At 66.3% G+C, this 22,293-nt stretch carries 22 protein-coding genes; 4 read left to right on the top strand and 18 right to left on the bottom strand.

Annotated features, from left to right (window positions below):
* Positions 1-65: 65 nt before the first annotated feature.
* Positions 66-977, top strand: coding sequence for a hypothetical protein (locus ABTX24_RS26265; protein WP_350843824.1), 912 nt, complete (start codon positions 66-68; stop codon positions 975-977).
* A 67-nt stretch (positions 978-1,044) separates the two neighbouring features.
* Here ABTX24_RS26265 and ABTX24_RS26260 read toward each other — a convergent pair whose 3' ends face one another.
* The 3 genes from ABTX24_RS26260 to ABTX24_RS26250 all read right to left on the bottom strand — a co-directional run bounded on the left by ABTX24_RS26260 (position 1,045) and on the right by ABTX24_RS26250 (position 3,586).
* Entirely contained in the window at positions 1,045-1,860 is an 816-nt protein-coding gene (locus ABTX24_RS26260; RefSeq protein WP_350843822.1) for a carotenoid biosynthesis protein, read from the bottom strand.
* A gap of 156 nt (positions 1,861-2,016) precedes the next feature.
* A complete protein-coding gene (locus ABTX24_RS26255; RefSeq protein ID WP_350843820.1) occupies positions 2,017-2,364 on the bottom strand; it encodes a DoxX family protein in 348 nt (115 codons plus the stop codon).
* 334 nt (positions 2,365-2,698) lie between these two features.
* Positions 2,699-3,586: an enoyl-CoA hydratase/isomerase family protein gene (locus ABTX24_RS26250; RefSeq protein ID WP_350843818.1), complete on the bottom strand. Its 888-nt coding sequence runs from the start codon at positions 3,584-3,586 to the stop codon at positions 2,699-2,701.
* A 142-nt stretch (positions 3,587-3,728) separates the two neighbouring features.
* Between ABTX24_RS26250 and ABTX24_RS26245 the strand changes: the two genes are divergently transcribed.
* On the top strand, positions 3,729-4,877 hold the full coding sequence (locus tag ABTX24_RS26245) for an acyl-CoA dehydrogenase family protein (RefSeq protein ID WP_350843816.1): 1,149 nt from the start codon (positions 3,729-3,731) through the stop codon (positions 4,875-4,877).
* Positions 4,878-5,073: 196 nt separating this feature from the next.
* Positions 5,074-5,703 carry a TetR/AcrR family transcriptional regulator gene (locus ABTX24_RS26240; protein WP_350843814.1) on the top strand — a complete coding sequence of 210 codons (630 nt, stop codon included), beginning with the start codon at positions 5,074-5,076 and terminating at the stop codon, positions 5,701-5,703.
* Between the two features lie 93 nt (positions 5,704-5,796).
* Here the strand turns inward: ABTX24_RS26240 and ABTX24_RS26235 are convergent, their stop codons facing one another.
* Genes ABTX24_RS26235 through ABTX24_RS26190 form a run of 10 tightly spaced genes read right to left on the bottom strand, consistent with a single transcriptional unit; the run spans position 5,797 to position 15,828 of the window.
* The gene (locus tag ABTX24_RS26235) at positions 5,797-6,465 is read right to left on the bottom strand and encodes a hypothetical protein (RefSeq protein ID WP_350843812.1); all 669 of its coding nucleotides are present in this window, start codon (positions 6,463-6,465) and stop codon (positions 5,797-5,799) included.
* Positions 6,462-6,941 (bottom strand): Rv1363c family protein, encoded by a 480-nt coding sequence (locus ABTX24_RS26230; RefSeq protein WP_350843810.1) that lies wholly within the window; start codon positions 6,939-6,941, stop codon positions 6,462-6,464. The genes ABTX24_RS26235 and ABTX24_RS26230 overlap by 4 nt, the downstream gene beginning before the upstream one ends.
* A complete protein-coding gene (locus ABTX24_RS26225; protein ID WP_350843808.1) occupies positions 6,938-8,362 on the bottom strand; it encodes an MCE family protein in 1,425 nt (474 codons plus the stop codon). The genes ABTX24_RS26230 and ABTX24_RS26225 overlap by 4 nt, the downstream gene beginning before the upstream one ends.
* Positions 8,359-9,495 carry an MCE family protein gene (locus ABTX24_RS26220; protein ID WP_350843806.1) on the bottom strand — a complete coding sequence of 379 codons (1,137 nt, stop codon included), beginning with the start codon at positions 9,493-9,495 and terminating at the stop codon, positions 8,359-8,361. Before ABTX24_RS26220 ends, ABTX24_RS26225 begins: the two co-directional genes overlap by 4 nt.
* A complete protein-coding gene (locus ABTX24_RS26215; protein ID WP_350843804.1) occupies positions 9,492-10,697 on the bottom strand; it encodes an MCE family protein in 1,206 nt (401 codons plus the stop codon). The genes ABTX24_RS26220 and ABTX24_RS26215 overlap by 4 nt, the downstream gene beginning before the upstream one ends.
* Positions 10,697-11,791, bottom strand: coding sequence for an MCE family protein (locus tag ABTX24_RS26210; RefSeq protein ID WP_350843802.1), 1,095 nt, complete (start codon positions 11,789-11,791; stop codon positions 10,697-10,699). Before ABTX24_RS26210 ends, ABTX24_RS26215 begins: the two co-directional genes overlap by 1 nt.
* Positions 11,788-12,846 carry an MCE family protein gene (locus ABTX24_RS26205; protein ID WP_350843800.1) on the bottom strand — a complete coding sequence of 353 codons (1,059 nt, stop codon included), beginning with the start codon at positions 12,844-12,846 and terminating at the stop codon, positions 11,788-11,790. Before ABTX24_RS26205 ends, ABTX24_RS26210 begins: the two co-directional genes overlap by 4 nt.
* On the bottom strand, positions 12,843-14,198 hold the full coding sequence (locus ABTX24_RS26200) for an MCE family protein (RefSeq protein WP_350843798.1): 1,356 nt from the start codon (positions 14,196-14,198) through the stop codon (positions 12,843-12,845). The genes ABTX24_RS26205 and ABTX24_RS26200 overlap by 4 nt, the downstream gene beginning before the upstream one ends.
* Positions 14,199-14,201: 3 nt before the next feature.
* Positions 14,202-15,041, bottom strand: coding sequence for an MlaE family ABC transporter permease (locus ABTX24_RS26195; protein ID WP_350843796.1), 840 nt, complete (start codon positions 15,039-15,041; stop codon positions 14,202-14,204).
* Position 15,042: 1 nt separating this feature from the next.
* Entirely contained in the window at positions 15,043-15,828 is a 786-nt protein-coding gene (locus ABTX24_RS26190) for an MlaE family ABC transporter permease (RefSeq protein WP_350843794.1), read from the bottom strand.
* A 460-nt stretch (positions 15,829-16,288) separates the two neighbouring features.
* Here ABTX24_RS26190 and ABTX24_RS26185 point away from each other — a divergent pair, with 460 nt between their 5' ends.
* Positions 16,289-16,828 (top strand): hypothetical protein, encoded by a 540-nt coding sequence (locus ABTX24_RS26185; protein WP_350843792.1) that lies wholly within the window; start codon positions 16,289-16,291, stop codon positions 16,826-16,828.
* A 269-nt stretch (positions 16,829-17,097) separates the two neighbouring features.
* Here the strand turns inward: ABTX24_RS26185 and ABTX24_RS26180 are convergent, their stop codons facing one another.
* The 5 genes from ABTX24_RS26180 to ABTX24_RS26160 all read right to left on the bottom strand — a co-directional run bounded on the left by ABTX24_RS26180 (position 17,098) and on the right by ABTX24_RS26160 (position 22,287).
* Positions 17,098-18,195: a putative type IV secretion/conjugal transfer ATPase gene (locus ABTX24_RS26180; RefSeq protein ID WP_350843791.1), complete on the bottom strand. Its 1,098-nt coding sequence runs from the start codon at positions 18,193-18,195 to the stop codon at positions 17,098-17,100.
* A gap of 383 nt (positions 18,196-18,578) precedes the next feature.
* Complete coding sequence (locus tag ABTX24_RS26175) at positions 18,579-18,989, bottom strand: hypothetical protein (RefSeq protein WP_350843789.1); 411 nt, start codon at positions 18,987-18,989, stop codon at positions 18,579-18,581.
* A gap of 239 nt (positions 18,990-19,228) precedes the next feature.
* The gene (locus tag ABTX24_RS26170) at positions 19,229-20,686 is read right to left on the bottom strand and encodes an SCO6880 family protein (protein ID WP_350843787.1); all 1,458 of its coding nucleotides are present in this window, start codon (positions 20,684-20,686) and stop codon (positions 19,229-19,231) included.
* On the bottom strand, positions 20,683-21,999 hold the full coding sequence (locus ABTX24_RS26165; protein WP_350843785.1) for a type IV secretion system protein: 1,317 nt from the start codon (positions 21,997-21,999) through the stop codon (positions 20,683-20,685). The genes ABTX24_RS26170 and ABTX24_RS26165 overlap by 4 nt, the downstream gene beginning before the upstream one ends.
* A gap of 3 nt (positions 22,000-22,002) precedes the next feature.
* The gene (locus tag ABTX24_RS26160) at positions 22,003-22,287 is read right to left on the bottom strand and encodes a DUF6112 family protein (protein ID WP_350843783.1); all 285 of its coding nucleotides are present in this window, start codon (positions 22,285-22,287) and stop codon (positions 22,003-22,005) included.
* Positions 22,288-22,293 lie beyond the last annotated feature (6 nt).

The raw sequence follows: 22,293 nt of genomic DNA, 5'->3' as shown, positions 1-22,293 counted from the left end.
TCTTTAACTTGTCAGTCATCAATATGGGTTGATACGGTGATGCTCCCGGAGAAGGAGGCCTACCCATGGCGCTGGCGATCACCGTGATCGGTGCGGCCGGCGCCGCCTTCATCGCCGGGTTCTTTTGGAGGGACGTCGTCATCGGAATGGCCGCGCTCCGCTGGGCCAATGAGAGGCCGGTATCCCGTCGTGCGCTGCTGACGGGCTACTGCACCTCAGTGACCAGCACGCCGGCGGCACGAGTGACACTGGCGGCGGCCAGCCTTACGGTACTCATCGCCGCTATAGCACCTGCGAACGACCATGACGCTGCGATCAGGCTGACCTGCGTAGGGTGCCTGGCCCTCGTGGTGTTGGGTACTACCGCTCGCACCTGGCCTAACGCGAAGCGACTCAGCACAGGCGAGATCGCTTCAGGAGCTGAGAGCAGAGCGGTCCGCGAACTGACGGTCTACCAGTCGGTGGGCACGTCTTTTATGCTCGCCGTTGTCGCCCTTCTGGCGATCACTGCCGGAAGGGACGACGCCCTTGAGGTCATCGCTGGGGCCGGTGCAGCCTTCCTGGCGGCAACCCTCTGGAACGAAGTGTTGATCGACGGTCCGTTCGCGGTTGAAGCCGACGCCATGAGCGCCGCGGACCGCTCTACGCTTCTGGGCTACTACGCCGCGATGACCGCCGTTGCCGCTCGACCGAACCTCGCTGCTGTCTTCCTTGCGATCGCCACGACAACGAGCATGTTCGCCGCGCAGGCCGCCGAGGGCATCCCCGGCTACACGCTCTTGCTGTCGGTTGTTCTGTTCGCCGTCTTTCTGACCCTCGCCAGCACGGTAACCTGGCCCGCTGCGGCCCGCCTCGGAGGCGGTCAGTATCCGGCAGCTCAGTACCGCACGGTGAGTCGACGACTGGGACGATTCCACCTGCTCTTCGTCATCATGCTCATGTCGGTCGCCGCACTGCAGGCGTTCGGCGTTTCCTGAACCTGCAAGACCTCCGGGAGAGCGGTCGGCGTCCGACTACTCTCCCGGAGGTCTTCGTCACGCGGCGTCACGTAGCGGTGGTCGATCCATTGTCGAGCGCCAGGGCGCCATCGACCTCGGAACTCGAAGTCGCCTCGCCGGACCGAGTTGGGTGTCGGGGGCGCTGGGCGACGATCAGCAGAGCCAGCAATGCGATGAAGCCCATCCCATAGGTCACGAGCAACACCTGCGTCTCGTAGATGTCGGCGGTCGCCCATAGTGTTCCGGATCGGTCAGCGACGGTCTTGTGGTCGCCTGAGAAGTAGTTGCCCACAAGGGCCAACGCAGTGGCGGCGTACGGCAGGATCGCTTGTACGTCACTGGCCGAGGAGACCTCAGCTGAGACCGGGCCCCAGCGGCGCAGGTACAGCGCAAAGACCTGCATGAACAGATAGACGGTCAATGTCCATCCGAAGAAATTGCCCAGCGGTACACCGAAGAACCCGCCGCCGTCCTCCCAGATCCACGCCTCGTTGATCGTTGCGGCGTTGGGATCGATGGCCAGGTCCCATGCAGTCATCACGAAGGCGGCGACAAGGGGAGTGCTGACTGTCGTCAGCCACTTGGAGTTGCGGCGCACGTCACCGATGAGCACCGTCGCCACGACCCAGGCGAGGTAGCCGGTGGCTAGATACGCAGGTCCGATGAACCATGGCACCAGGAAAAGCTTGCCGTCGCCCGTGTAGTGATAGTCGCCGAATGGGAAGCCGGTCGTGATGGAGAGGTTCTCCATGATGTTGCTGATCACGAAGCCTGGGATCAGGAATGCCCAGATGCCGGGCCAGCCGTAGCGCCATGCACCGTGCAGGAGGGCGAACCCGACCTCGACGACGATGACCAGCATGCGTGCCTCGGGCGCGACTGCCGTGATTGCCCACCCGGCGACAAGGGCGATGGTCAGCGCCCACAGGGTCGTACTTCTGTAAGAACTCGGGACTTCCATGTCGGACCTCGAATCTTGAAGTGATTGGTTTCGAGTCAGGCTCGAAGGATCTGTGGATCAGGTGAGGAGCAGAGCGCCGGCACCGACCGCGAGAACTAGGCCAGCGAGTGCCGGTGCAGCGCCCTTGACGCCGTCGCCCACGCGTAGGTGGCTTGCTGCGGCGCCGACGGATAGCAAGGTGAGGCCACCAGCGGCTGCCAGGCCGAGCGGCTGCACGGCGAGGCCGATCAGGAGCCCGATCCCGCCAGCGATCTCTAACGGCGCGATGACCTTCCAAACCTTGTCGGGCACGCCAAGGTGGGCGCGCATGCCCTCCGAATCCTCGCCAGCTCGAAGCTTGCTCGCCGCAGCGGCGAAGAACAGTAAGGCGGCCAACGCGCCAACGACGATCGTCAGAACGGACATTCGAATCACTCCTCATGGACTGAATATTTGTCAAGTATCAACCTAACGATTGACATCTGGCAATATATTCCCTTGACGCGATCGACTGGGGCGTCCCAATGATCGCGATCACCGAGGGGTTTTTAAGTCGAGCCCAACCTGACCGGCTAGCACGAGGCGATGCCGGCCATGCAGGCGGCCGTTCGAACGCACGAATCAGAATTCTCGGTACTGAGGCGAGGGGCTGAGCAGGCGGTGGAGTCCTGGCTGCGCACCGACGCCACCGCGCAGAGCGCAATCTCCTTCATGGTGAGCGAAGATCGGTGTCGGGATCCGTGGCGCGGGCTAGCCGGGATTAGGCGCTGCGGCCAATTTGGTCCAGCGCCCGAAACCGCCGCACCTGAGCCTGGCGCTCGGCCAGGCGCTGCTCGTCAAGAGTACGCAGCGGTGCTGCGCGGAGTAGCTCCTTGGTCTCCGAGATTGCGCCGTGTGTATGGGCAATCAGACCTGCGACCATCTCGGAAAGGGCATCATCGATTTCCGCAGCCGGCACGACGACCTGAGCCAAGCCGATGTCGCCAGCCTCGGCTCCAGAGACCTCTCGGGCAGTCGCGCAGATCTCCAGTGCTCGGGCGTACCCCACTGCCTCGACCAAAGGTTTGGTTCCAGCTAGGTCTGGCACCAGGCCGAGTGCGGGCTCCTTCATGCACAGCTGGGCTCCGGCGGTCACGATCCGCAGGTCGCAACATAGCGCCAGTTGCAATCCCGCGCCGATCGCATGTCCCTCGACGACGGCGACGGAGATGAATCGGGAGGAGGTCAGCAGTGCAAACGGTTCCTGGTAGCCGCCGATCCGCTCGACGATCTCGTGATCTTCGAGGCTGAGGGTCGCGATGAGATTGCCCTCTTCTTCCACCTTCGTGGGGTCGAGCAGCGACAAGTCGAGGCCTGCGGAGAACGTGCCGCCCGCTCCGCGCACCACGACCACGCGCACGTCGTCGGCTAGCTCACGCAGGATGCGGGTCATGCCCGCCCACATGCGCGGCACTTGGGCGTTGCGAACCTCAGGCCTGCTCAGGGTGATCGACGCGACCGGCCCGTCGACGGCGAAGTCGAGACCTGCGTGGCTCAGTTCTTCTGGCGTCATGATTGTCCTTTCGTTGATGCAGTCGAGCGTTGGCCCAGGGTCAACGCTCGACTGCATCAATGCCGGGGTCGGCCGGTCGGCACGATTGCCGTACATGTGCGATCTCCCCGGCTCACCAGACGAGGCTATCGCCTTGTTGACGTGATGCCAACAGTGGTGGCGGATTTGTCTCCGCGCCAGATCGCGGCCTGTCGTACGCCGCGGCGGCGAAAGCACTCCTACAACAAGTGAGAAGCTCATGACAATCACGACAGAGGAGACCCGCGCGGAGCTGGACGCCGTACGGACGCTCGCTCGCGACTTCTTCACGAAGGAAGTCGCGCCACGCTATGAGGAGTTCGCTGCGGCCGGCGAACCCGATCGGGCCCTGTATCGCCGTGCCGGTGAGCTCGGCCTGCTGTGCATGTCTGTTCCGGAGGAGTACGGCGGTGGTGGAGCGACCTTTGCCCACGAGTCCGTGCTCTTCGTCGAGCAAGCCTGCGCGGGCGAGCTGTCCATGCAGTTGGGCGTGCACTCCGGCATCGTTCCGCATTATCTGCTGTCGTATGCGAGCGAGGAGCAGAAGCATCGCTGGCTGCCGAAGCTCGCGACGGGGGAGTGGGTCGGCGCCATTGCGATGACCGAGCCCGGTACCGGATCGGACCTGCAGGCCATTAGCACCAAGGCGATTCGGGAGGGTGATGAGTACGTCATCTCGGGCTCCAAGACGTTCATCTCCAATGGCGCCACCTGTGATCTGCTGATCATCGCGGCCAAGACAGACCCGTCGCAGAAGGCCGCCGGCCTGTCCCTGTTGGTCGCCGAAGTCAGCGACGACGCCCCGGGATTCGAGCGTGGCCGCAAGCTCAAGAAGATCGGTCAGAAGGGACAGGACACCACCGAACTGTTCTTCGACGGCTTGCGGGTGCCTACCGCGAACCTGCTCGGTGCCGCGGAGGGCGGAGGCTTCGCTCAGCTGATGGAGCAGCTTCCGCAAGAGCGCCTCATCGTCGGCGCCGCCGCACTCGGCGCCGTCGAGGGTGCCTACGAGCAGACGCTGGCCTACGTCCGGGAGCGCCACGTGTTCGGCAAACCGCTCTTCGCACTCCAGAACACCCGCTTTGAGCTGGCCGAGATCGCGACGACACTCGAGGTGCTGCGCTCCTTTGTCGAGGACGCGATCGACCGCCACGTCCGCGGTGACCTCGACGTAAAACATGCCGCGATGGTGAAGCTCTGGTGCTCCGAGCAACTCACCGTCGTTCTGGACCGTTGCCTGCAGTTGCACGGCGGCTACGGCTACATGGAGGAGTACCCCATTGCTCGCATGTTCGTCGACGGACGGATCAGCCGCATCTACGCGGGTGCCAACGAGGTGATGAAGGACCTCATAGCCCGCTTCCTTTGACCCGTAGGTCCATTCCGCAAACCGCCCATCGTAGTAGCGCTCTTGCGTACCCCGGTGTGTAGCAGCTTCGGGATCGGCTGTTGGAAGCGCGGCTGCTCAAGCCTTCTGGAACATCTCTTCCGTGAACGCGAGACCAGCGGGACATTGTTGGCGTCACATCAACAATGTCCCTGGGTCACTGTGGCACGATCGCGTCGTGAGCAGTTCTACCGCGCCGCGCTTCCGCCGCCTTGCCCCCGACCGCCGGGAGAGCCAGATCCTCGCCAGTGCTGCGCGACACTTCGGGGAGAAGCCCTACTCGGCGGTGTCGATCGCGGAGATCGCCGCCGACGCGGGGGTCGTTCGAAGCCTGGTGAACCACTACTTTGGCAACAAGCGCGACCTGTACCTGGCTGTCGTTCGCTCGATGATGTTCATGCCGTCGGTCGACTCTCAGCCTCCGATCGAGGGCGATGTCGGTGAGCGGATCGCCGCTGCGGTCGACTGGCTGATGACCGTGGTCGAGGAGAAGGGGCAGGCCTGGCTCCGGGTTGCCACGGCCGGTGGCTTCGGCTCGGATCCGGAGGTGCAGGCTCTGCTCGACGAGGCCGACGACGTGGCTGCCGACTTCGTTCTCGGGATCGTCGGGTTCAACGGCGAGGGTCGCGAGCGGGAGAGCGCCCGTGCCGCGATCCGGGCCTTCGGCGGGCTAGTCAGGGCGATGGCGCGCGAGGTGATCGACCGTGAGACGATCTCGAGCTCCAGAGCGCGTCAGTTTCTGTCTCGCTCGCTCGCCGAGATCGTGGCCGTCCTCGAGATGGCGGACGACGTCTCCGTGGAAACCTGAGGTTTGGGTCGCGGTCGCGGTGTTCAGCGTCGGACCAAGTCCTCCGGGAAATGCGCCGGCGGCTGCGTACGGGTGCTCGGTTGATCGGTTGATCTAGAACGGCTTCAGATCCGAGACCTGCCAGGTACTGCCGTTCTTGCGCAACTCGACCACGACCCGGCTCTGGGCGACCACAACGGGGGCAGAGTTCTTCGAGGAGTTGCTGGTCACCAGCACCTGGTCCACGAAGAGCAGTGTGGTGGCCTTTTCATCGTCCGTACTCAGCACCCCGCCTCCGCGCACGATGGCCTTGGTGACTGCCTGCTTCTGGGCGGCGAGCTTACCGACGGTGTCGTGGTAGGTCCCGGAGAACTCCTTCGCGAACGCAGGCGTCATCGACCGAGTCGCTGCCTCGAGGGACTCGTCTAGCTCGCGGTAGTCGTAGGTCAGTGCGGCGGGAAGTGTCTTCGTGGCGACCTCGAGTGCCTCCTGGCCTGCCGGAACGCTACCCGGATGGTAGGCGCCGGAGGCCTTCGCGACCGGACGCGACGGCTTGTCCTCGGGCGCCTGGAGAAGCGGCCAGGCGAGTACGCCGCCGGCAACCACCACCAGCACCGCGAGCGCTACCTGAAGCCGGTCGAGGTGCAGGCGGGCAAGCATGGGTGCGAGGTCGAGGGACGGTTTGCCCTTGTCGGCCGAGCCGTCGGTGCGGTCTGCGCCTTCGTCGGTCCCGGCGGCCTCGGCGGTCTCGTCGAGGTCTTCTTTCGCGGTGATGTCCGTCATCCGACTTGCTCCAGACCCGAGACCAGCCAGGTGTCATCGCGCTTCTTCAGCTTCACCCGGGTGCGGTACTGGGCGTCGCTGGACTCCTTCGCCGATTTCGAGGAGACGTCGACCGCGACCAGCACCTGGGCTGCGGTCTCGGAGAGATACTCCAGCGCCGCGCCGTCGGCAGGAACCTGTGCCTTCACCGTGAGCTTGTTCTTCGTCACGCTGTCGACGATCTGGGAGCGCTTGGCGGCGTACTCCTTCTTGAATGAGCCTGTCGACATGGCAAGGACGGCGTCGACGTCGCCGCCGGGGTCTTCATGGCTGAGGCTGAAGAAGCCGGTGGCGGCATGTTGGGCGACCACCCGGGCGGCCTGGCCCTCCTCGTGCTGGTCGTTGCGGAGCCTCACCAAGACGTTGGCGGCGACCAGGAGCACTAGCGTGAGGGCCAGCACCCCGGTCACGGTGGTCGTGACGGTCGGAAGTTTCATCGTTCTCCTCTCAGGGCGCCGGTCAGCAGCCAACTGAGCCGGTCTGCGTCGGTGCCGTCCGCAGGGGGCGCGGACTTGTTCAGGCGTAGGTTGCCGTCGGGGGTGGCGACGGTGTGGGTGTTCGGGTCGTAGAGAGAGACCGCAGAGCCCGAGCCGGACCCTGTGCCGGACCCGATGCTGGGTGCCAGGCGCGGTGTCTGGGGGATGTCGACGTTCTGGCTGCCGCGTACGTTCGGCTGCACCTTGTCGGCGGGTGCGGAGGTGCAGTGCGCGTCCATGTTCGGCTCGGCGCCCTTGGGCTGGTCAGGGCCATCGCCGTCGATCGGCTTGCCGTCGGCGCGGTAGCGCTTGGTCTTCTCATAGCCCTGGGTGCACGGGAAGTAGGACTGCGCCAGCGGTATCTCCGGCGGCACCTGCATCCCGATGTAGGTCGACCACAGCGGCCGGCCCTGGGAGTCGTAGTGGCACGACTCGGGGATCTTCTCGCCGGTCTCCGGGTCGATCTCGTCGCAGTAGCGGAACACTGCAGGGACCAACTCTTCGATCCAGGGCAGCATCACCAGGGACTTGCGCAGTGCCGGGCGGCGGTCGTCGACCGTCTGGGTCAGGTGCAGCGCGTCGTCGAGCAACAGCGAGATGGCCGAGGAGTTGGCCCCGAGCAGGCCGTTCATCTCGGTGCCGGCGCGCACCCCCTGGGTGAGTACGTCGCCCAGCTCGGGGTTGAGCTCGGCCAGTTGGGCCAGCAGACTGGCGACATGCTCCAGCACGGTGGAGGTGTACGGCGCAAGCTCGGCTTGGGTGCCGAGCACGGTGTGGGCGTTGTCGATGAGTGAGTTGATCTCCTCGACGTCGTCGAGGGCGACTTCTGAGATCTTCGCACTGTCATCGACCGCGCTCTCCAGCGCGGGAGCGGTTCCTTCCAGTCCGACGGCGAGTTCCTCGAGCACGACGCCCAAGTTCTTGGCGTCGATGGACCCGGCCAGGTCCGAGACGTGCTTGAGCAGCGCCGCGGTCTCCACCGGCGTCTGAGTGGCACTCGTCGGGATGACGCTGCCCGACAGGAGGTAAGGACCGCCGGACCGGGTGGGGGTCAGTTCGACGTACTGCTCGCCGATGGCCGACTTCACCCCGATTCGAGCCCGTACGCTGCGGGGTACCCGCACCTCGCGGTCGAGCTCCAGCACCACGGTGGTCCCGGTGCCAGGTCCAGGGCGGAGCTCTTTGACCTGGCCGATCCGCGTGCCGAGGAGCTCGACATTGGCGCGCGGGTAGATGCCCCCAGAGCCGGTGAACTGGGCCGAGACCTGGTAGGGCCGGGCGACCAGGCGACCGGCGTCGAAGAACGCGATCGCGCCGTAGACGATCGCCACCGCCGAAACGACCGCGAACGCGACGAGTTGTACGCGGGTGAGCCTGCTCACGGCGTACCTCCACCCAGCAGGTCGTTGAGCGCACTCGTCACCGGCTCGCCGGAGGGCTGTCCGAGCAGGTCCTCGAGCGGGAGGGCTGACAGCGGATCCGCCGGCGGTGCTTCCGAGCTGGTCTCCCGTTTCAGTGCCGAGCCTTCCTGCGGCCGCAGCAGCCCATCGATGGTGTCGACGTCGACGACGAGGTTGACCATCGCGCCGCCGTAGTCGCCGCGCAGGATCGCCATCGTGTTGGTGGGGAATGGGAAGGAGCCCAACCGCTCGACCAGCAGGGCCAGGTCCTCACCGCTGGCGGCAAGCTGCTCCACGACGGGCGCAACCTGCTCCAGATCTTTGACGGTCGCGGCGCGGCTGGCGTCGATGACCCGCACTGCCCGGTCGGAGAGCTGCTGGACCGACTCCAGAGTGCGGACGATCTTGGGACGTTCGTGCTCCAGCACGGCCAGCCCCTCGGGCACCGAGTCGATCGCGTCCGCGATCGCGGCGCGCTGCGCTGCGATCGCAACAGCGAATCGGGCCAGCGACTCGAGCGTCGCGACGATCGTGGCCTTGTCCTGGTCCATCGTGGCAACGAAGGTGTTGAGCTGCTCGAGTGTGGCTGGTACGTCGGTGCTCTGCAGGATCGTGGTCAGCTCGTCGGAGATCGAGGCAGCCTTGCCGAGGCTGCCACCGTTGAGCACGTGGGAGAGCGCCCCGAGGACGACCTCGACATTGGGTGCCACGCTGTTGGTTGCCTCGGCGAGCGTCGAACCGGGCTCGAGCACTCCCTTCGCAGCCGTGCCGGTAGGTGGGTCGAGGGCGACGTACCTCTCCCCGAGGAGGCTGGTCTCGGCGAGGCGGGCCCGGGCGTTGGCGGGCAGCTTGACCGAGTCCTTGATCCGACACACCACATGCGCCTTGAGGTCCTCGCCCAAAGTGACCGACGAGACCGAACCGACGACCGTGTCGTGCATCCGGCAGGTCTCGTTGGGCACCAGGTTGGTGGCGTCGTCGAAGACGGCGGTGACCGGGTATGTGTCCGAGCCATGCTCGGCGCCGGGCAGCGGGAGACTCTGTACGCCATCGAAGGAGCACGCGCTGAGCGCTACACACACGGCGCCGGCCACTGGGACCGCTAACAGCCTCATTGCACCCCTCCGGTCAGCAGTCCCGGCATCGACTCGGGCGCCTGGTTGAGCTGGACGATGTCGGTCGGGGAGGAGTGGACCAGGTCGGATAGCACCGTGCCGAGGTCGCCACCGGCGCCACGCAGTGCAGAGCAGACCCCAGAGATCTTGGTCCGGGCCTGAGCCGGCAGTTGGGCGCACAGCGAGTCGAGTACCGACCCGAGAGTGACGTCGAGGTTCTCGAGCAGACCAGGACGCAGGATCAGGGATCCGGTGCGCGCTGAGGGGCCCATCTCGGCGAAGGATTCGACGTCGCCGTTGGTCGGCACGATGGCGTCGACCAGATTGGACAGGCCGACGGGGGAGAGGCTGACCAGCTGACCGAGCTGGTCGCTGTTGTCGTCGATCTGGTCGGTGACCGCGGTGAGGTCGGTGATGGTGCGATCGAGCTCGCTGCGGTTGTCGTGCACAAAAGTGGCCAGCAGTTTCAGCGCCTCCCGCAGCTGCTGCACCGCGCGGCGGATGTCTGCACGCCGGCCGTTGAGCTGCACGCCGACGGCGGCCAAGGCGGTCACCAGGGTGCGTACCTGCTCGTCGTTGCCGGCCAGGGTTCGGGTCGTGGTGTCCAGGTTGGTGACCGTCCCAGAGACGTCCTCGCTGCTGGTTGCCAGGGTGTCGAGTGCTGCGGAGAGCTCGGTGACGGTCTGGTTGAACGCCTTGCCGTTGCCGTCCAGCGCCTGCGCCGAGGAGTCGATCACGCGGGAGAGAGCCCCATCCCGGTTGGCGCCCTCTGGGCCCAGACCCTTGGCGAGCTTGTCCAGCCCGGCGTAGCTGTCGTCGAGCTCGAGCGGAACCCCTGAGCGCTCCACCCCCAGACGGGCGTCGTCGGCCAGCACCGGCCCCGAGGTGTACGCCGGGGCCAGTTGTACGAAGCGGTCGCCGACCAGAGACGGCGGCACGATCATCGCGTGCACGTCTTGGGGCAGCTCCACCTCGGGGTCGTAGGCCATGGTGACCGCCACCTGCGTGCCCTTGACCTTGATGTCGGTGACCGTGCCGACCTTGACGCCGAGCACCTTCACCGCCGCGCCCTCATAGAGACTGGTGGTGCGGGCGAACATGACCGTCAGGTTGCGCTCGCGCGGCTGCAGGCTCACCACCGTGATCCCCACTCCGGCGAGCAGGGTTGCCAACACCACCGCGGCCCAGGTGCCAAACCGCATCAGCCCTCACCTCCATCAGTGCCGGACGTCGCCGGCCCGAGCGGCAGACACGGCCGGTTGGCGTTGTTGACCGCCTTGTTGATCTCGGTCATCACTCCGGACAACAGTGCGCCGAGGTCACCCTCCGCGATCGCGGCACACACGGCGAAGCCCTGCGGCACACCGACCGAGGCATCGAGGTACCGGCCGGAGCCACCGACGGAGGTGAACGAGACGGCATACTGCGCGCCGTAGTCGAAGATCTGGTCGACCTGCTCCCGGTTTTCCCGTAGGACCTTCAGCACGGCGCCGAGCTTCCGCAAAGTGGGCTCGAGCAGCTCTTGGTTCTCGGCCACGATCGCCCGGACCTGGGTGGCCAGCAGCTCGGTGCCGGTGATGAGCTCATCCAGGACCGCCCGGTGCTCGTCGAGCATGGTCAACACTTGCGCGGAGCTGCGCACCAGGGCCTGCAGGTCCTGGTCACGGGCAGCGATCATTCCGGAGACCTTCCGTGTGTTGGCGAACAGCTGACGGATCTGTGCGTCACGGTCGTTGACCGCCTCGGAGATGTCGGTCAGCGCATTCAACGTCGGGCGCAGTTCGGGCGCGGTCTCCTCGAGTACCGCCGACATCGCGTCGAACGCCTCAGCGACCTTCTCCGCGTCGAGCTCGGCACTGGTCTCGCCAAGCTGGTTCAGCGTGGGCACGATGTCGACCGGGGTCGTGGTTCGGGACAGCGGGATCACGCCGCCGTCGGCCAGTGCCTGCCCCTTGGGGGCCAGGCTCACGTAGTGCTGGCCCAGCAGGGTGCGGATCTCGATCCGCGCGGTGCTCCGGTCGCCGACCTCGACTCCTTCGACCTCGATCGCGGCCAGGACCTTGCCGCGTCCGAGCTCGACACCGGTCACCTCGCCGACCTTGACCCCGGCGACTCGTACGTCCTCGCCGGCCACCAGCCCGGAGGCGTCGGCGAACTCCGCGGTGAAGGTGTGTCCGTCCGCGCCCAGCAGCGGCAGTCGCTGCCAGTTGAGGACACCAGCCAGCACGACGGCGATCGATGCGATGCCGATCAGGGCAATGCGTGTCAGATCTCGGTCGGTGCGGGCGCGCGTCACGGGCCCTCACCTCCGCCACAGACAGTGTCGCGCTCGTTGGCGGCTACCGACGGGCTGGTCATGCTGAGCGCCTTACCCTGCAGCAGCGTTATCTGGATGCCGACCTGACAGAGGTAGAAGTTGAAGAAGGAGCCGTACGACCCCGCCCGGTTGACCGCCCGCAGCCGCGTCGGCAGCCGGGTCAGCGAGGCATCCATCTCCTCCCGGGTCGCATACAGCTTCGAGGAGAGCTCGGCCAGCGGGACCACGTTGTCGTGCAGCGGTCCGCGTACGTCCTCCAGCAGCGCTCCGCCTGTGGTGAGCAGCTCGGCGGTGTCAGTCAGTGAGGCGCCGATCGAGTCCTTGTCCTTCGCCAGGCCGGTCATCAGGTTCTTGAACTCCACGATCAGAGCGGTCAGGTTGGCATCGCGGCTGGCCACGGTGACCAGCACCTGGTTGAGGTTGTCGATCACCTGGTCGATGACCGCCTGCCGGTTAGCGACCGTGCTGGTCAGCGAGGTGAGATGCCGCATCAGCGAGCTGACCGAAGTGGCCTCACCCTGGAAGGCACGCACCAGCTCCAGGCTGAGCGTATTGACCCGCTCGGGCTCGATGGCACGGAACAATGGCTGAAAGCCGTCGAAGAGATCGGTCAGATTGAGCGCCGGCGTGGTCTGCGCGACGGGGTAGGTACTCTCCTCCGGCATCTTCCTCGCGGAGCCGGGCTTGGCGCTGATCGCGAGATAGCGTTGGCCGAGCAGGTTCTCATAGCGCAGTTGCAGCTGGGCGGTTGCGTACATCGGCACCTCCTGGTCGACCTCGAAGGTGACCTTGGCCAGATCTTTTCCCGCCGCAGCGTTGAGCCGTACGCCGCGCACGGAGCCGACCTCGACACCGGAGAACCGCACGCGGTCGCCTGTCGCGACCCCGGTGGCGTCGGTGAACATGGCCGAATAGGTGCGGGTACTGCGGAAGCTGAGGTTGCCGATCGCGACTGCGAGCACGCCAAAGAACAGGGCACAGGTGGCGGCGAAGACCACCAGCTTGACCGCGGTAGCCGGCAGAGGACGACTCATCGCAGATCCACCTTTCCGTCGGAGAGCAAGGGGGCGAGCAGCAGGCCGGTGTAGCCGGGCACCTCGTCATAGTCGCGGCCGGTCAGCGACGCGGCGGTCGCGCGTGCCAGTGCCTCGCGGGCCTTGGCGACGTCGGCATCGGTCGGGGCCGCCGTTCTGCCCTCGCTCGCCTGGGTCCCAGCTTGGGGGGTGTCGTCGGGCTGATACTCCGGCTGCAAGGTCACCCCGGGCAGCAGTTGGGAGTACGGCCCATGGTTGGTCAGCGCCTTCACCTCCGGGGCGAAGGTCGGGCAGTGCGGATCCCATCTCGGGAAGATCTTCGGCAGGTTCTTGTCATTGGCGGTGCTGCCTGGGTTGGTTGGCAGGTCCTCGGGATAGCGGTATGGCTCCTGGCTGGCGAGCAGGTCGACGGTCAGCGACACGAACGGTCCGCGTGAGCCGATCGCCTCGTTGACCAGGGTGTCAACCGTCTTCATCCCGGAGATGGTGCAGCCGATGCTCGAGGAGTACTCGTTGAGCAGCTTGGTGAGCGGCAGCAACCGACCGGTCAGCCGCACATACCGGCCGCCACTGCGGTCCAGAAGCGCCGAGCTTTGCTCGGCGACACCGGTCACCTCATCCAGCAGTTGGTCGAACTGCTGGCGCCGGGGCACGATCAGGCCGGTGCTGAGCTCGGCTGCGGAGTCGAGGATGGTGCCGAGACGGCCAGCCCCGTCGGCGTACAGCTCTGCTGTGCGGCCCAGGTCCTGCAGGTCCTCGACCAGGACCGGCAGCTGTGGGTTGACCTGCTCGAGGAAGGCCCGGGTCCGGTTCAGGGTTGCCGCGATCTGCTCACCGCGTCCGTCGAGCACCTCGGAGATCACCGACAAGACGATCGACAGCTTGGCGGGCTCGACCGCCCGCAGGACCGGCTCGAGCTGTGTGAACAGGTCGCTGACCTCGACCGATGTCGCCGAGACCCGCAGCACCTGACCCTCGTGCAACCGCTCCGGCGCGGGGTGGGCGGAGCCGACCAGGTCCACGAACTTCTCCCCGAACAGCGTCTTGGGAACAACGTGCGGGTCCACATCGGCCGGGATCAGATCGAGCTTGCCGGGCTGGAGAGCCAGCTTGATGCGTACGCCATCGGTGTCGGTTTGCACTTGCCGTACCGTGCCCACCAGCACGCCCTGGAACTTCACGTCCGCCTGCAGGTTGAGCGCCAGCCCCGCGCGAGCAGCCAGCAGCGTGACCTCCGCCGTACGATGCCACGGCATCGCCTTGAGATAGGTGCCGAGGCTCAGCGCCACCAGCAGCGCGAGCACCAAGACATATACGAGGCCGAAGGCCGCCTTCCGGTTCGTCTCAGACATACCTCACCCCGCGATCCTGACGGTGGTGGTCGAGCCCCACAGTGCGAGGCTGAGGAAGAAGTCAGCGAGCACGACCATCACCAGCGACAGGCGCACCGCCCGGCCCACGGCGACCCCGACACCTGCCGGCCCGCCGCTTGCGGTGTAGCCGTAGTAGCAGCAGATCAGGGTCAGAATCACCGTGAAGACGATGACCTTCCCGAACGAGTAGGCGATGTCGACCGGCGGTAGAAACAGGTTGAAGTAGTGCTCGTAGGTGCCGCCGGTGAGCCCGTTGTAGTGCACCGAGACGGCCTGGGTGGCGGCGTACGTACCGATCAGGCCGATCAGGTAGAGCGGCACCACCGCGAGCAGCGCCGCTATGATCCGGGTGCTGACCAGGTAACGGATCGAGGGGATCGCCATCACCTCGATGGCGTCGATCTCCTCGCTGATCCGCATTGCCCCGATCCGCGCGGTGAATCCTGCGCCGACGGTAGCGATCAGCGCGTTGGCCGCGACCAGGGGTGCGACCTCGCGGGTATTGAAGTAGGCCGATAGAAAGCCGACGTACGGCTGGATGCCGACCTGCTTGAGGCCCTCGTAGCCGACCAGGCCGACCACCGAGCCGACCGCGAGCACCTCGAAGACGATGATGCCGACCGTCCCAGCGACCAGCACCAGCGCACCGCGGCCGAAGCTCACCTCGGCGAGCTGGCGCAGCACCTCCTGCCGGTAGCGGACCACGGTCGGGGGTACGCCGGCCAGTGAGCGCCCGAAGAAGACCACCTGGTCGCCGAGGCCCGCCAGGGTGTCAACCCCGGCTCGCCAGGTGCGTGCGGGGAGCTGCCTGAGATCAGCCATCTCACATCCCCTTCGGCGGCACGAGCTGGTAGTAGACCAACGTCAGCACCGTGTTGACGATGAAGAGGAGCACGAACGAGACGACCACTGATTGGTTGACACCGTCGCCGACACCTTGCGGCCCGCCCCTGGCGTTGATGCCCTGGTAGCAGGCGACGGTGCCGGCGATCAGTCCGAACAGGAACGCCTTGATCTCGCCTACCCACAGGTCAGCAAGCTGAGAGAGGGTGGTGAAGGAGTGGATGTACGCCCCAGGCGACCCGTCCTGGACGAGCACGTTAAAGGCATAACCGCCGCCGACGCCGACGCTGGTGGCGACCGCGTTGAGCAAGGTCGCGACCACGGCCATTGCTGCCACCCGCGGCACCACGAGGCGGTGGATGGTGCTGACCCCGAGTACTTCGAGTGCATCCAGCTCCTCGCGGATCTTGCGGGAGCCCAGGTCGGCGGCCACCGCAGTGCCGGCCGCGCCGGCGACCACCATCACCGTGACGATCGGGGCCGCTTGCTGCACGATCCCGAGCACGGCTACCGATCCGGTCATCGACTGGGCGCCGATTTGGGCGAACAGGGAGCCGATGTGCAGCGAGAGCACGGCGCCGAACGGCACGGTGATGACCGCGGTGGGGAGCAGGGAGACGCGTACGACGGACCAGGCCTGGTCGAAGAACTCCCGCCCGCGCACGCCGTGCCGGAACAGCTCGACCGCCACATCCCAGGTGAAGGCGAAATAGGCGCCGACGGGGCGCAGAGCCCGCGTGGTGGCTGCCGTAGATGGCAGGCTCACAGGTGCCTCCTGAGTGCGATCGGTGCTAGTTGACGTCGGGTCAACGAGCGCTCCGGCGGAATGTTACGGCCATCACAAGGTCGGTGTCAGCACGTAGATGGGTGCGCCTATGTGGGTGAGGCAGCCCGACCGCGCAAGTGATGAGGGTTCATCGCGCGGATGAATCACGTCCCGGGGTTCAGCGAAGCCTGTGCCACTGCCGAGTCGAGACGCCGGTCACGAGTGCGGTCACGACGCACATGCAAGCGAGTGCCGTGACTTGCTTTCGGGTGTGCGGCGTAGGCCTGGAGCGGATCGACCGCGCGGTTGTGTGTCCCCGATCCCGGGTATCCAGTGTTCGGATCGCCAGCGAGACGATTCCACGGTCGCGAGCATCGCCGCTATGACCGCCTATCCTCCGGGCCCTTCGATGCCACCGCCCTCTGGGCCACCTCCCGTGCCCGGGAAGCGGCGACGCAGGTTGGTCGTCATCGTCGTAGCGGTCTCCGTGCTCGTCATCGGCGCCGCAGGTGTCGGGATCTGGCGCGGTGTCGAGGCGATCATCGACTACAGGCAAGAAGCTGCAGCGGCCGCCCAGGTCAAGGCCAATCAGGAAGCCTGGAGGACGTGCCAGAAGGAGATCGGCGACTTCGTAGACGCTGTCTATGCGATAGACAGCCAGCTCGACGTCGGCGTGACGAACGCTGAACTGCGAGAGGCGGCAGGCGATGCGGCCGTCGCGCGCGGAACTGTCCAGTCGTACGACCTGGCCGACGGCTGCCAGAACATCTACAACTTGGCCTCCGGCGCACTGGCCGTGTACGCCTCCACGGCGCAGGAGTGGAACGACTGCATCACCGATTGGTACTGCACGGTGAACACCGACGATTACCAGCTTCAGTGGGCTGATGCATCCGGCGACATCAATAAGGCGCGTTCCGGCCTCTCCGGAGGGTATGACCCGGACGACGCGGACGCTGAACCGGCGTTTCCTGACCAGACCGAAACCGGGTCCGCGTAATGTGAGACACCTATCAGCCCCCGTCAGCCTCGGCTGCGGCCCGCTGTGCCTCTCCGATTGATGAAAGTTCGCCCGCTGCTTTCGGGAGAAGCGGGATCTGAATCGATGGCCGTACGGGCCCCGCCGACCTGACAATGTCGGTTCGTCAACCGGCAGGGAGCCCGACTGATGGATGGCGACGAGGGTGCGCCGCCCGGTGCCTCAGCGTGCTCATCCCTGAGCGGACTCGCCCGCGCGCGTAGTCGCAGCGACAGTTCCGAGAATCTCGGCTAGGAGCCGGTCGTTCCGGATGCTCTGCGGGAGGTGTCGTAGAGCGAAAGTTCGGCTGGATGTAGTTGCGCCTGAACGAGAAAGGATCGGTCTTTGATCTGCCAGAGACCTTGACCGGTTCCGAGCGTCGGGAGCAGGGACTGCTCGGTGCCCGTGAGACCGAGGGCCGACGCCGTGGGACCGAGTTGATCCGTCTTTTGTCTGTAGACAACGCGCGTTTCGGCATTCGCGAGGAGCGAGGATGCGAGCGCGCGGGCGGCTGAGCCGTGGTCGCCGACGTTGTCGAGGTCGGTGAGCTTGTGAAAGATCAGCATGTTGGCGATCCCGTAGTGCCGGGCGAGGCGCCAGTGGGCGTCCATCCGACGGAGGAGTGCTGGGTGTTGCATCAGGCGCCAGGCTTCGTCGTAGATCACCCAGCGTTGGCCGCCGTCAGGATCGAGGAGGGTGGACTCCATCCAGGCAGAGGCGCAGGTCATCAGGACGGAGATCAGGGTGGAATTCTCTGTGACCCGGGAAAGGTCGAGGGAGACCATCGGTAGAGATGGGTCGAAGCGTACGGTCGACGGACCGTCGAAAAGGCCGGCGAGATCGCCGGCGACCAGGCGCCGAAGACCGTGACCTGCGAGACGACCGTCTTCGGTTAGACGTCCGTCGGGATCGTCGCTTGGGTCGGGGGAGAGGAGTCGGTCGACGACAAGCGGCAGGACCGGAACGTCAGTCGCGCGTGAGACGGCGGTCAGCGCGATGTCGATGGCAGTGTGCTCGAGTGGGGTGAGGGGCCGACCTAGCATTGTCTCAGTCAGCGCACCGACCAGGTCGCGGCGGCGGGCGGTGACCTGACTGGCCCATTGGACGTCATCGACGCCGCGTGGCCGATGCCCCTCATCGAGTGGATTGAGTCGGTTCGACAAGCCATGGCCGAGGGCAATGGCCTGGCCACCGATGGCTTTCGCGACCGGTGTGTGTTCGCCCTTGGGATCGCCGGGGACATACACGCGTCGTCCGAAGGGGATCGATCGGGTGTACAGGCTCTTGGCAAGGGCGGACTTGCCGGCGCCGACGATCCCGGCCAGCACGACGTTGGGGGCGGTGATCAAGCCGCGTGCATAGAGGACCCAGGGGTCGTAGACGAATGAGGAGCCGGAGTAGAGGTCGGTGCCGACGAAGACGCCGTCGGCGCCGAGTCCGCCTTCGGCGAGGAAGGGGTACGCCCCTGCGAGCGTCGCAGAGGTGTCCTGGTGGCGGGGTAGTCGGAGGTTGCCAGGAGTCCGGAGAGCCGCGGGGCCCGGCTCACCAGCCCAAGGTAGCGGTCGTGTCGCCCGGCGCTCTGCTGCGAGGGCTTCGGATTCAGCCCGCCTCTGCGCGCGTAGGTGGGTCCGGTCTTCAGAAACGAGGCGCTTGGCTAGCGCGCGGCGCCGCTTGCGGTCGCGGCGCGATTCCCGTCCTGGGGAGACGAGAGTGGCTGATTGGAGGCGGTCGGTCATTGCTGGATACCGGTGCCCGCGATGGCGCGCCCGCCGCTGATCGGTTGGTTGAGGGTCGGATCCGGCGGTGCGTAGGTGATGCGTGCCTCGTTCTGACATGCCCGATCGACCCCGGCAGCCGCTTGGGTCAGGATCTCGGCGGAGCGATGGACTTCCCATGAGACCGCGTATGAGGTTGCCCTTCCGCTGCGAGTGCTCTCGGCGACCCGCGCGCTGCCGGGCTCAAGGGTGTCGTGGACTCGTGCGATCTGGTGAAGGGACTGTGCCATCGAGTTGAGTGCGAGCGAGATGTCGCCGAGCAGGTCGTAGAGCTCGCCGGGGTCCTCGATCCGCCGGCTGCTGTGGGCGAGGTGGCGCAGACTTTCGCGTGCTTGGGCTGCGTGGGTGCTTGAGTCGCTGATCGGCATCGTGCTTCTCCGTAGACGTTGGTTGGTCACCACGAAGGTGCTCGTCGCCGTCCACAGGCCCGGGTGTTGGGTTTCGCGTCGCTCACGATCAAGAGGCGAGTCGGTGTGACGTAGTTGACTCGCCATGCAGTCGCCCAAAGTCGTTCCAGCGTGGTAACAAGGTCGTGGCTCGGGTGAGTGCTGCGACGGAACCCCCGCCGGTCGCATCGCTCGCTCGGGCCGCTTTTGTCCGGGTTCGGTCAGAGCCGTCTGCACAGCGGAAGAGCCGCAGCAGCGAGAGCTTGGGCCTGCTGTCCCCAGAGCCGTCGTGTCTCACACGATGCCTGCACGGCTGCCTGCTCGACGGCGGCGACAACGCGCTCGAGTTCGTCGGCGTCGCCGGCCGAGAGTGTGAGGAGGCCGGTCAGGCGGAGGAGGCCGTGGCCGGCGGTGAGATCGGCTTCTTGTTGGAGAACGTCGGCATACTCGGCGGCTTGTTGGGCGTCTTCGATCTGGCCGATGCGTTGGCGTTGGGCGGCGTCGGAGATGTACTCGGTCTTCTTGCGGCGTAGGTCGCGGGTGGCGAGATCGGTACGAATCGGCTTGTAGTGGAGCGAGATCGCGCGGCGTACGTCGGTGGTGTGCACGAGCGGAGCGAGGAAGCCGGGGTAGACCTGAGATCTGGGCCACTCGCTGATCCACAGGACGGCGTGGTGCGCGGAGTCGGAGCGCAGCGAACCCCAGGATTCGTTGATGGCGATGGGGCCAGCGGCGGCGAGGTCGCAGCCGAGGGTGCCATGGCGTTCGAGTGCTGTGGCTACGCCGGGGTCGTAGGCGGTACGGAGGATCAGGGCGAGGTCGCCTGGGGTGAGCCAGTCGCCCGGGCTGAGGTCCGCGGCGCGCAGGGCCGCGGTGAGTGTGGTCATCTCCTGGCGGAGAACGGCTGCGGCGCCTCGGACGCCCTTGCCCGCGGCTCTGATGGCTCGGCCAGCGGCCTTCATATCGAGAGCGATGGAGATCGTGGTGGCGTGGCGTTCGCCGGCAGGCCCTGCTTGGTCGATGAGTTCGGAGTAGGTCTTGGACGCCCAGGTGTCGTCGTGGGTGCCGTGGTTTTTCCACCATTCGGCGAGGCCTCGGCCTGAGTCGGGGAGCGTGCGTTCTAGGACTTGGAGGGAGGCGATGCGGCCGGAGCGGCAGGTGGTGGCGAGTACGCGGCCCCAGCCGGTGACGCGGCGTTGTTGCTCGGCGGGGTCGAGGAGGGTGAACGCCGCGTGGGTGACGCCGATGATCGCGGTCAGTGTCGCTGCGTGGGGGTCGTGGATCATGACCGCGCCGGTCTCTTCGTCGTGCCACTGGCGTAGCGACGCTGCGTCGCCGGGGAGTGCGAGGGTGCCGGCTGGGCGTGGGCGCGTGATGCGACGTCTGAACTCGCGTTGGCCGGTGGTGGTTCGCCAGGCCCAGATGGTGGTGATCGGGAGCCAGGTCACGATCCGGCGTCCGCCGACGCTGCCCCAGGCCAGGGCCGTGCACGTCATCAGGACTGGCGTCGCGATCACGAGTCCGGTGCCGCCGGCGGTGTAGAGCGCCACGATGAGGGTAAAGGCGCCGATGCCGAGTACTACGAGCTGGCTCAGGGTGAGGCCAAGGATGATGCCGCGCTTGGAGAGTCGGGAGAACTTGACTGGGGCGAGCTCGTACGGCGTCGGGTCGGCGCTCATGGTTTGGTTCCGGGCTTCGTGGTTGGCGTCGGATCAATGACGCGGAGCAGCGGCGCCTGCGGGGGCGGTACGTCGGACGCCGGCGGCAAGGCGCGGCTCTGGGGTGCTAGGCCCTCGGCTGCATCGCTCTCGCTCTGGGCGGCAGCGCCGACGTGCATACCTGCCTCCGGGCCAGCGGAGGCGCCTTCCTTTGCGACGTGGATGCCCGCCGCCGCGCCGGCTGCCACAGGCATCGCGGAGCTCGCCGCGACGGTTCCTCCCTGCGTACCGGCTGTGGTGGCTGCGCCGCTGGTCGGCACGGATGGCGAGGGGCTGGGAGGCGGCGTATTTCCTTGTTCGTCTCCGCCGCCGAGGACCTTCTGCGGTTGCAGGATGGGTTGCCGAACGGGGAGGGGGAGTGGACGGTTGAGGGCGTGTTTGGTCTCTTGCTCGGCGGACATGGCGTGGTACATGTCGAAGCCCATGAAGTTGATGGCCTTGTAGGTCAGGTAGGGCGCGAAGCCCGCGATGAGGAGGAGTACGACGCCCGAGAGTGGCTCCGAGAGGCTGGTCAGGTCGGCGTCGATGGGTGCGGAGACCTGGCTGGTGGCGAGCAGGAAGATCACCACGACGACGAGCTTGGACAGGATCAGGGCGATCACGAACGATGCCCAGCGGGAGACCCAGGTGCGGGTGTGGTCCCAGGAGGCTCCGGCAAGGGCAAATGGGGCTAGGACGACTGCGACCAGGAGCAGGGCTTTGCGGGCCAGCAGGCTGAGCCAGACCAGGAACGTGGCGCCGATGAAGAGGCCGGCCATGATGATGGTGAGGATGATCCCGACGCTGGGGTTCTTCGTGCTGATCGCGCCGACCGAGGCGGCGAGGACGGCCATCTCCTCGCCCATCTGATCCATGTTGGTGCCTGCTGCGTGGACGATGCCGCGGGCGAGCTGATCGGTGATCTCGAGAGCGGCGGCGAGGAGGCCGACGGCGAGAAAGGAGCCGATGACCGACTTGGCCAGCCCAAGGATTGCGCGGGCCAGGGCCGCGGGTTCGCGGCGGATCAGACCGGTCATGACCTGGAGCAGGAAGAAGCCGAGCATGACCACGATCGCAATGCCGAAGACGATGTTGTAGATCCGGGTGAAGTGGCCGGTGGTCAGGTCGACCATGGTGGTGTCGTCGATGACGGTCCAGGTTGTCTCGATCAGTGCCTTCGCAGTGGCGGCCAGGGCGTCGGCGAGCCATTGGAATGGCACCGTTGCCACGTTCACGGCCTGCTCGCCGGCGGCGTTGCAGACCTCGCTGATGCCAGGTACGTCGCACACGCTCATCGCTCACACCGACTGTCCGACGTTCCAGAAGAAGTTGATCAGCGTCACGCTGGCGCCAGTGACGATCGCAGCCCCCAGCGCGACCAGGACGCCGACCTTGCCTCGGCCAGCGAGGTGAGGGTTGCTTGAGTTCGCGCCCAGCGCCCAGACGATCGCGGCGACGAGCAGCGCCAGGACCGAGAGGATCAGGGCAACCGTCATCATCGCTCCGACGATCTCGCGGAGCTGAGCGATGCCGGGAAGGCCATTGGTGTTGGGCGTGACGTTGACGCCAGCGGCGAGGGTCATAGGTGC

Source organism: Nocardioides sp. NPDC127514 (genome assembly GCF_040302125.1).
Lineage (GTDB): Bacteria > Actinomycetota > Actinomycetes > Propionibacteriales > Nocardioidaceae > Nocardioides.
This window is presented reverse-complemented; position numbering and strand designations above follow the sequence as displayed.

Coding starts and splice junctions, on each gene's coding strand:
- ABTX24_RS26200 (WP_350843798.1), bottom strand. CDS start 14,198: ATGTCTGAGACGAACCGGAAGGCGGCCTTCGGCCTCGTATATGTCTTG.
- ABTX24_RS26170 (WP_350843787.1), bottom strand. CDS start 20,686: ATGAGCGCCGACCCGACGCCGTACGAGCTCGCCCCAGTCAAGTTCTCC.
- ABTX24_RS26205 (WP_350843800.1), bottom strand. CDS start 12,846: ATGAGTCGTCCTCTGCCGGCTACCGCGGTCAAGCTGGTGGTCTTCGCC.
- ABTX24_RS26265 (WP_350843824.1), top strand. CDS start 66: ATGGCGCTGGCGATCACCGTGATCGGTGCGGCCGGCGCCGCCTTCATC.
- ABTX24_RS26220 (WP_350843806.1), bottom strand. CDS start 9,495: ATGAGGCTGTTAGCGGTCCCAGTGGCCGGCGCCGTGTGTGTAGCGCTC.
- ABTX24_RS26160 (WP_350843783.1), bottom strand. CDS start 22,287: ATGACCCTCGCCGCTGGCGTCAACGTCACGCCCAACACCAATGGCCTT.
- ABTX24_RS26165 (WP_350843785.1), bottom strand. CDS start 21,999: ATGAGCGTGTGCGACGTACCTGGCATCAGCGAGGTCTGCAACGCCGCC.
- ABTX24_RS26255 (WP_350843820.1), bottom strand. CDS start 2,364: ATGTCCGTTCTGACGATCGTCGTTGGCGCGTTGGCCGCCTTACTGTTC.
- ABTX24_RS26245 (WP_350843816.1), top strand. CDS start 3,729: ATGACAATCACGACAGAGGAGACCCGCGCGGAGCTGGACGCCGTACGG.
- ABTX24_RS26260 (WP_350843822.1), bottom strand. CDS start 1,860: ATGCTGGTCATCGTCGTCGAGGTCGGGTTCGCCCTCCTGCACGGTGCA.
- ABTX24_RS26195 (WP_350843796.1), bottom strand. CDS start 15,041: ATGGCTGATCTCAGGCAGCTCCCCGCACGCACCTGGCGAGCCGGGGTT.
- ABTX24_RS26230 (WP_350843810.1), bottom strand. CDS start 6,941: ATGAAACTTCCGACCGTCACGACCACCGTGACCGGGGTGCTGGCCCTC.
- ABTX24_RS26250 (WP_350843818.1), bottom strand. CDS start 3,586: ATGTACGGCAATCGTGCCGACCGGCCGACCCCGGCATTGATGCAGTCG.
- ABTX24_RS26175 (WP_350843789.1), bottom strand. CDS start 18,989: ATGCCGATCAGCGACTCAAGCACCCACGCAGCCCAAGCACGCGAAAGT.
- ABTX24_RS26215 (WP_350843804.1), bottom strand. CDS start 10,697: ATGCGGTTTGGCACCTGGGCCGCGGTGGTGTTGGCAACCCTGCTCGCC.
- ABTX24_RS26235 (WP_350843812.1), bottom strand. CDS start 6,465: ATGACGGACATCACCGCGAAAGAAGACCTCGACGAGACCGCCGAGGCC.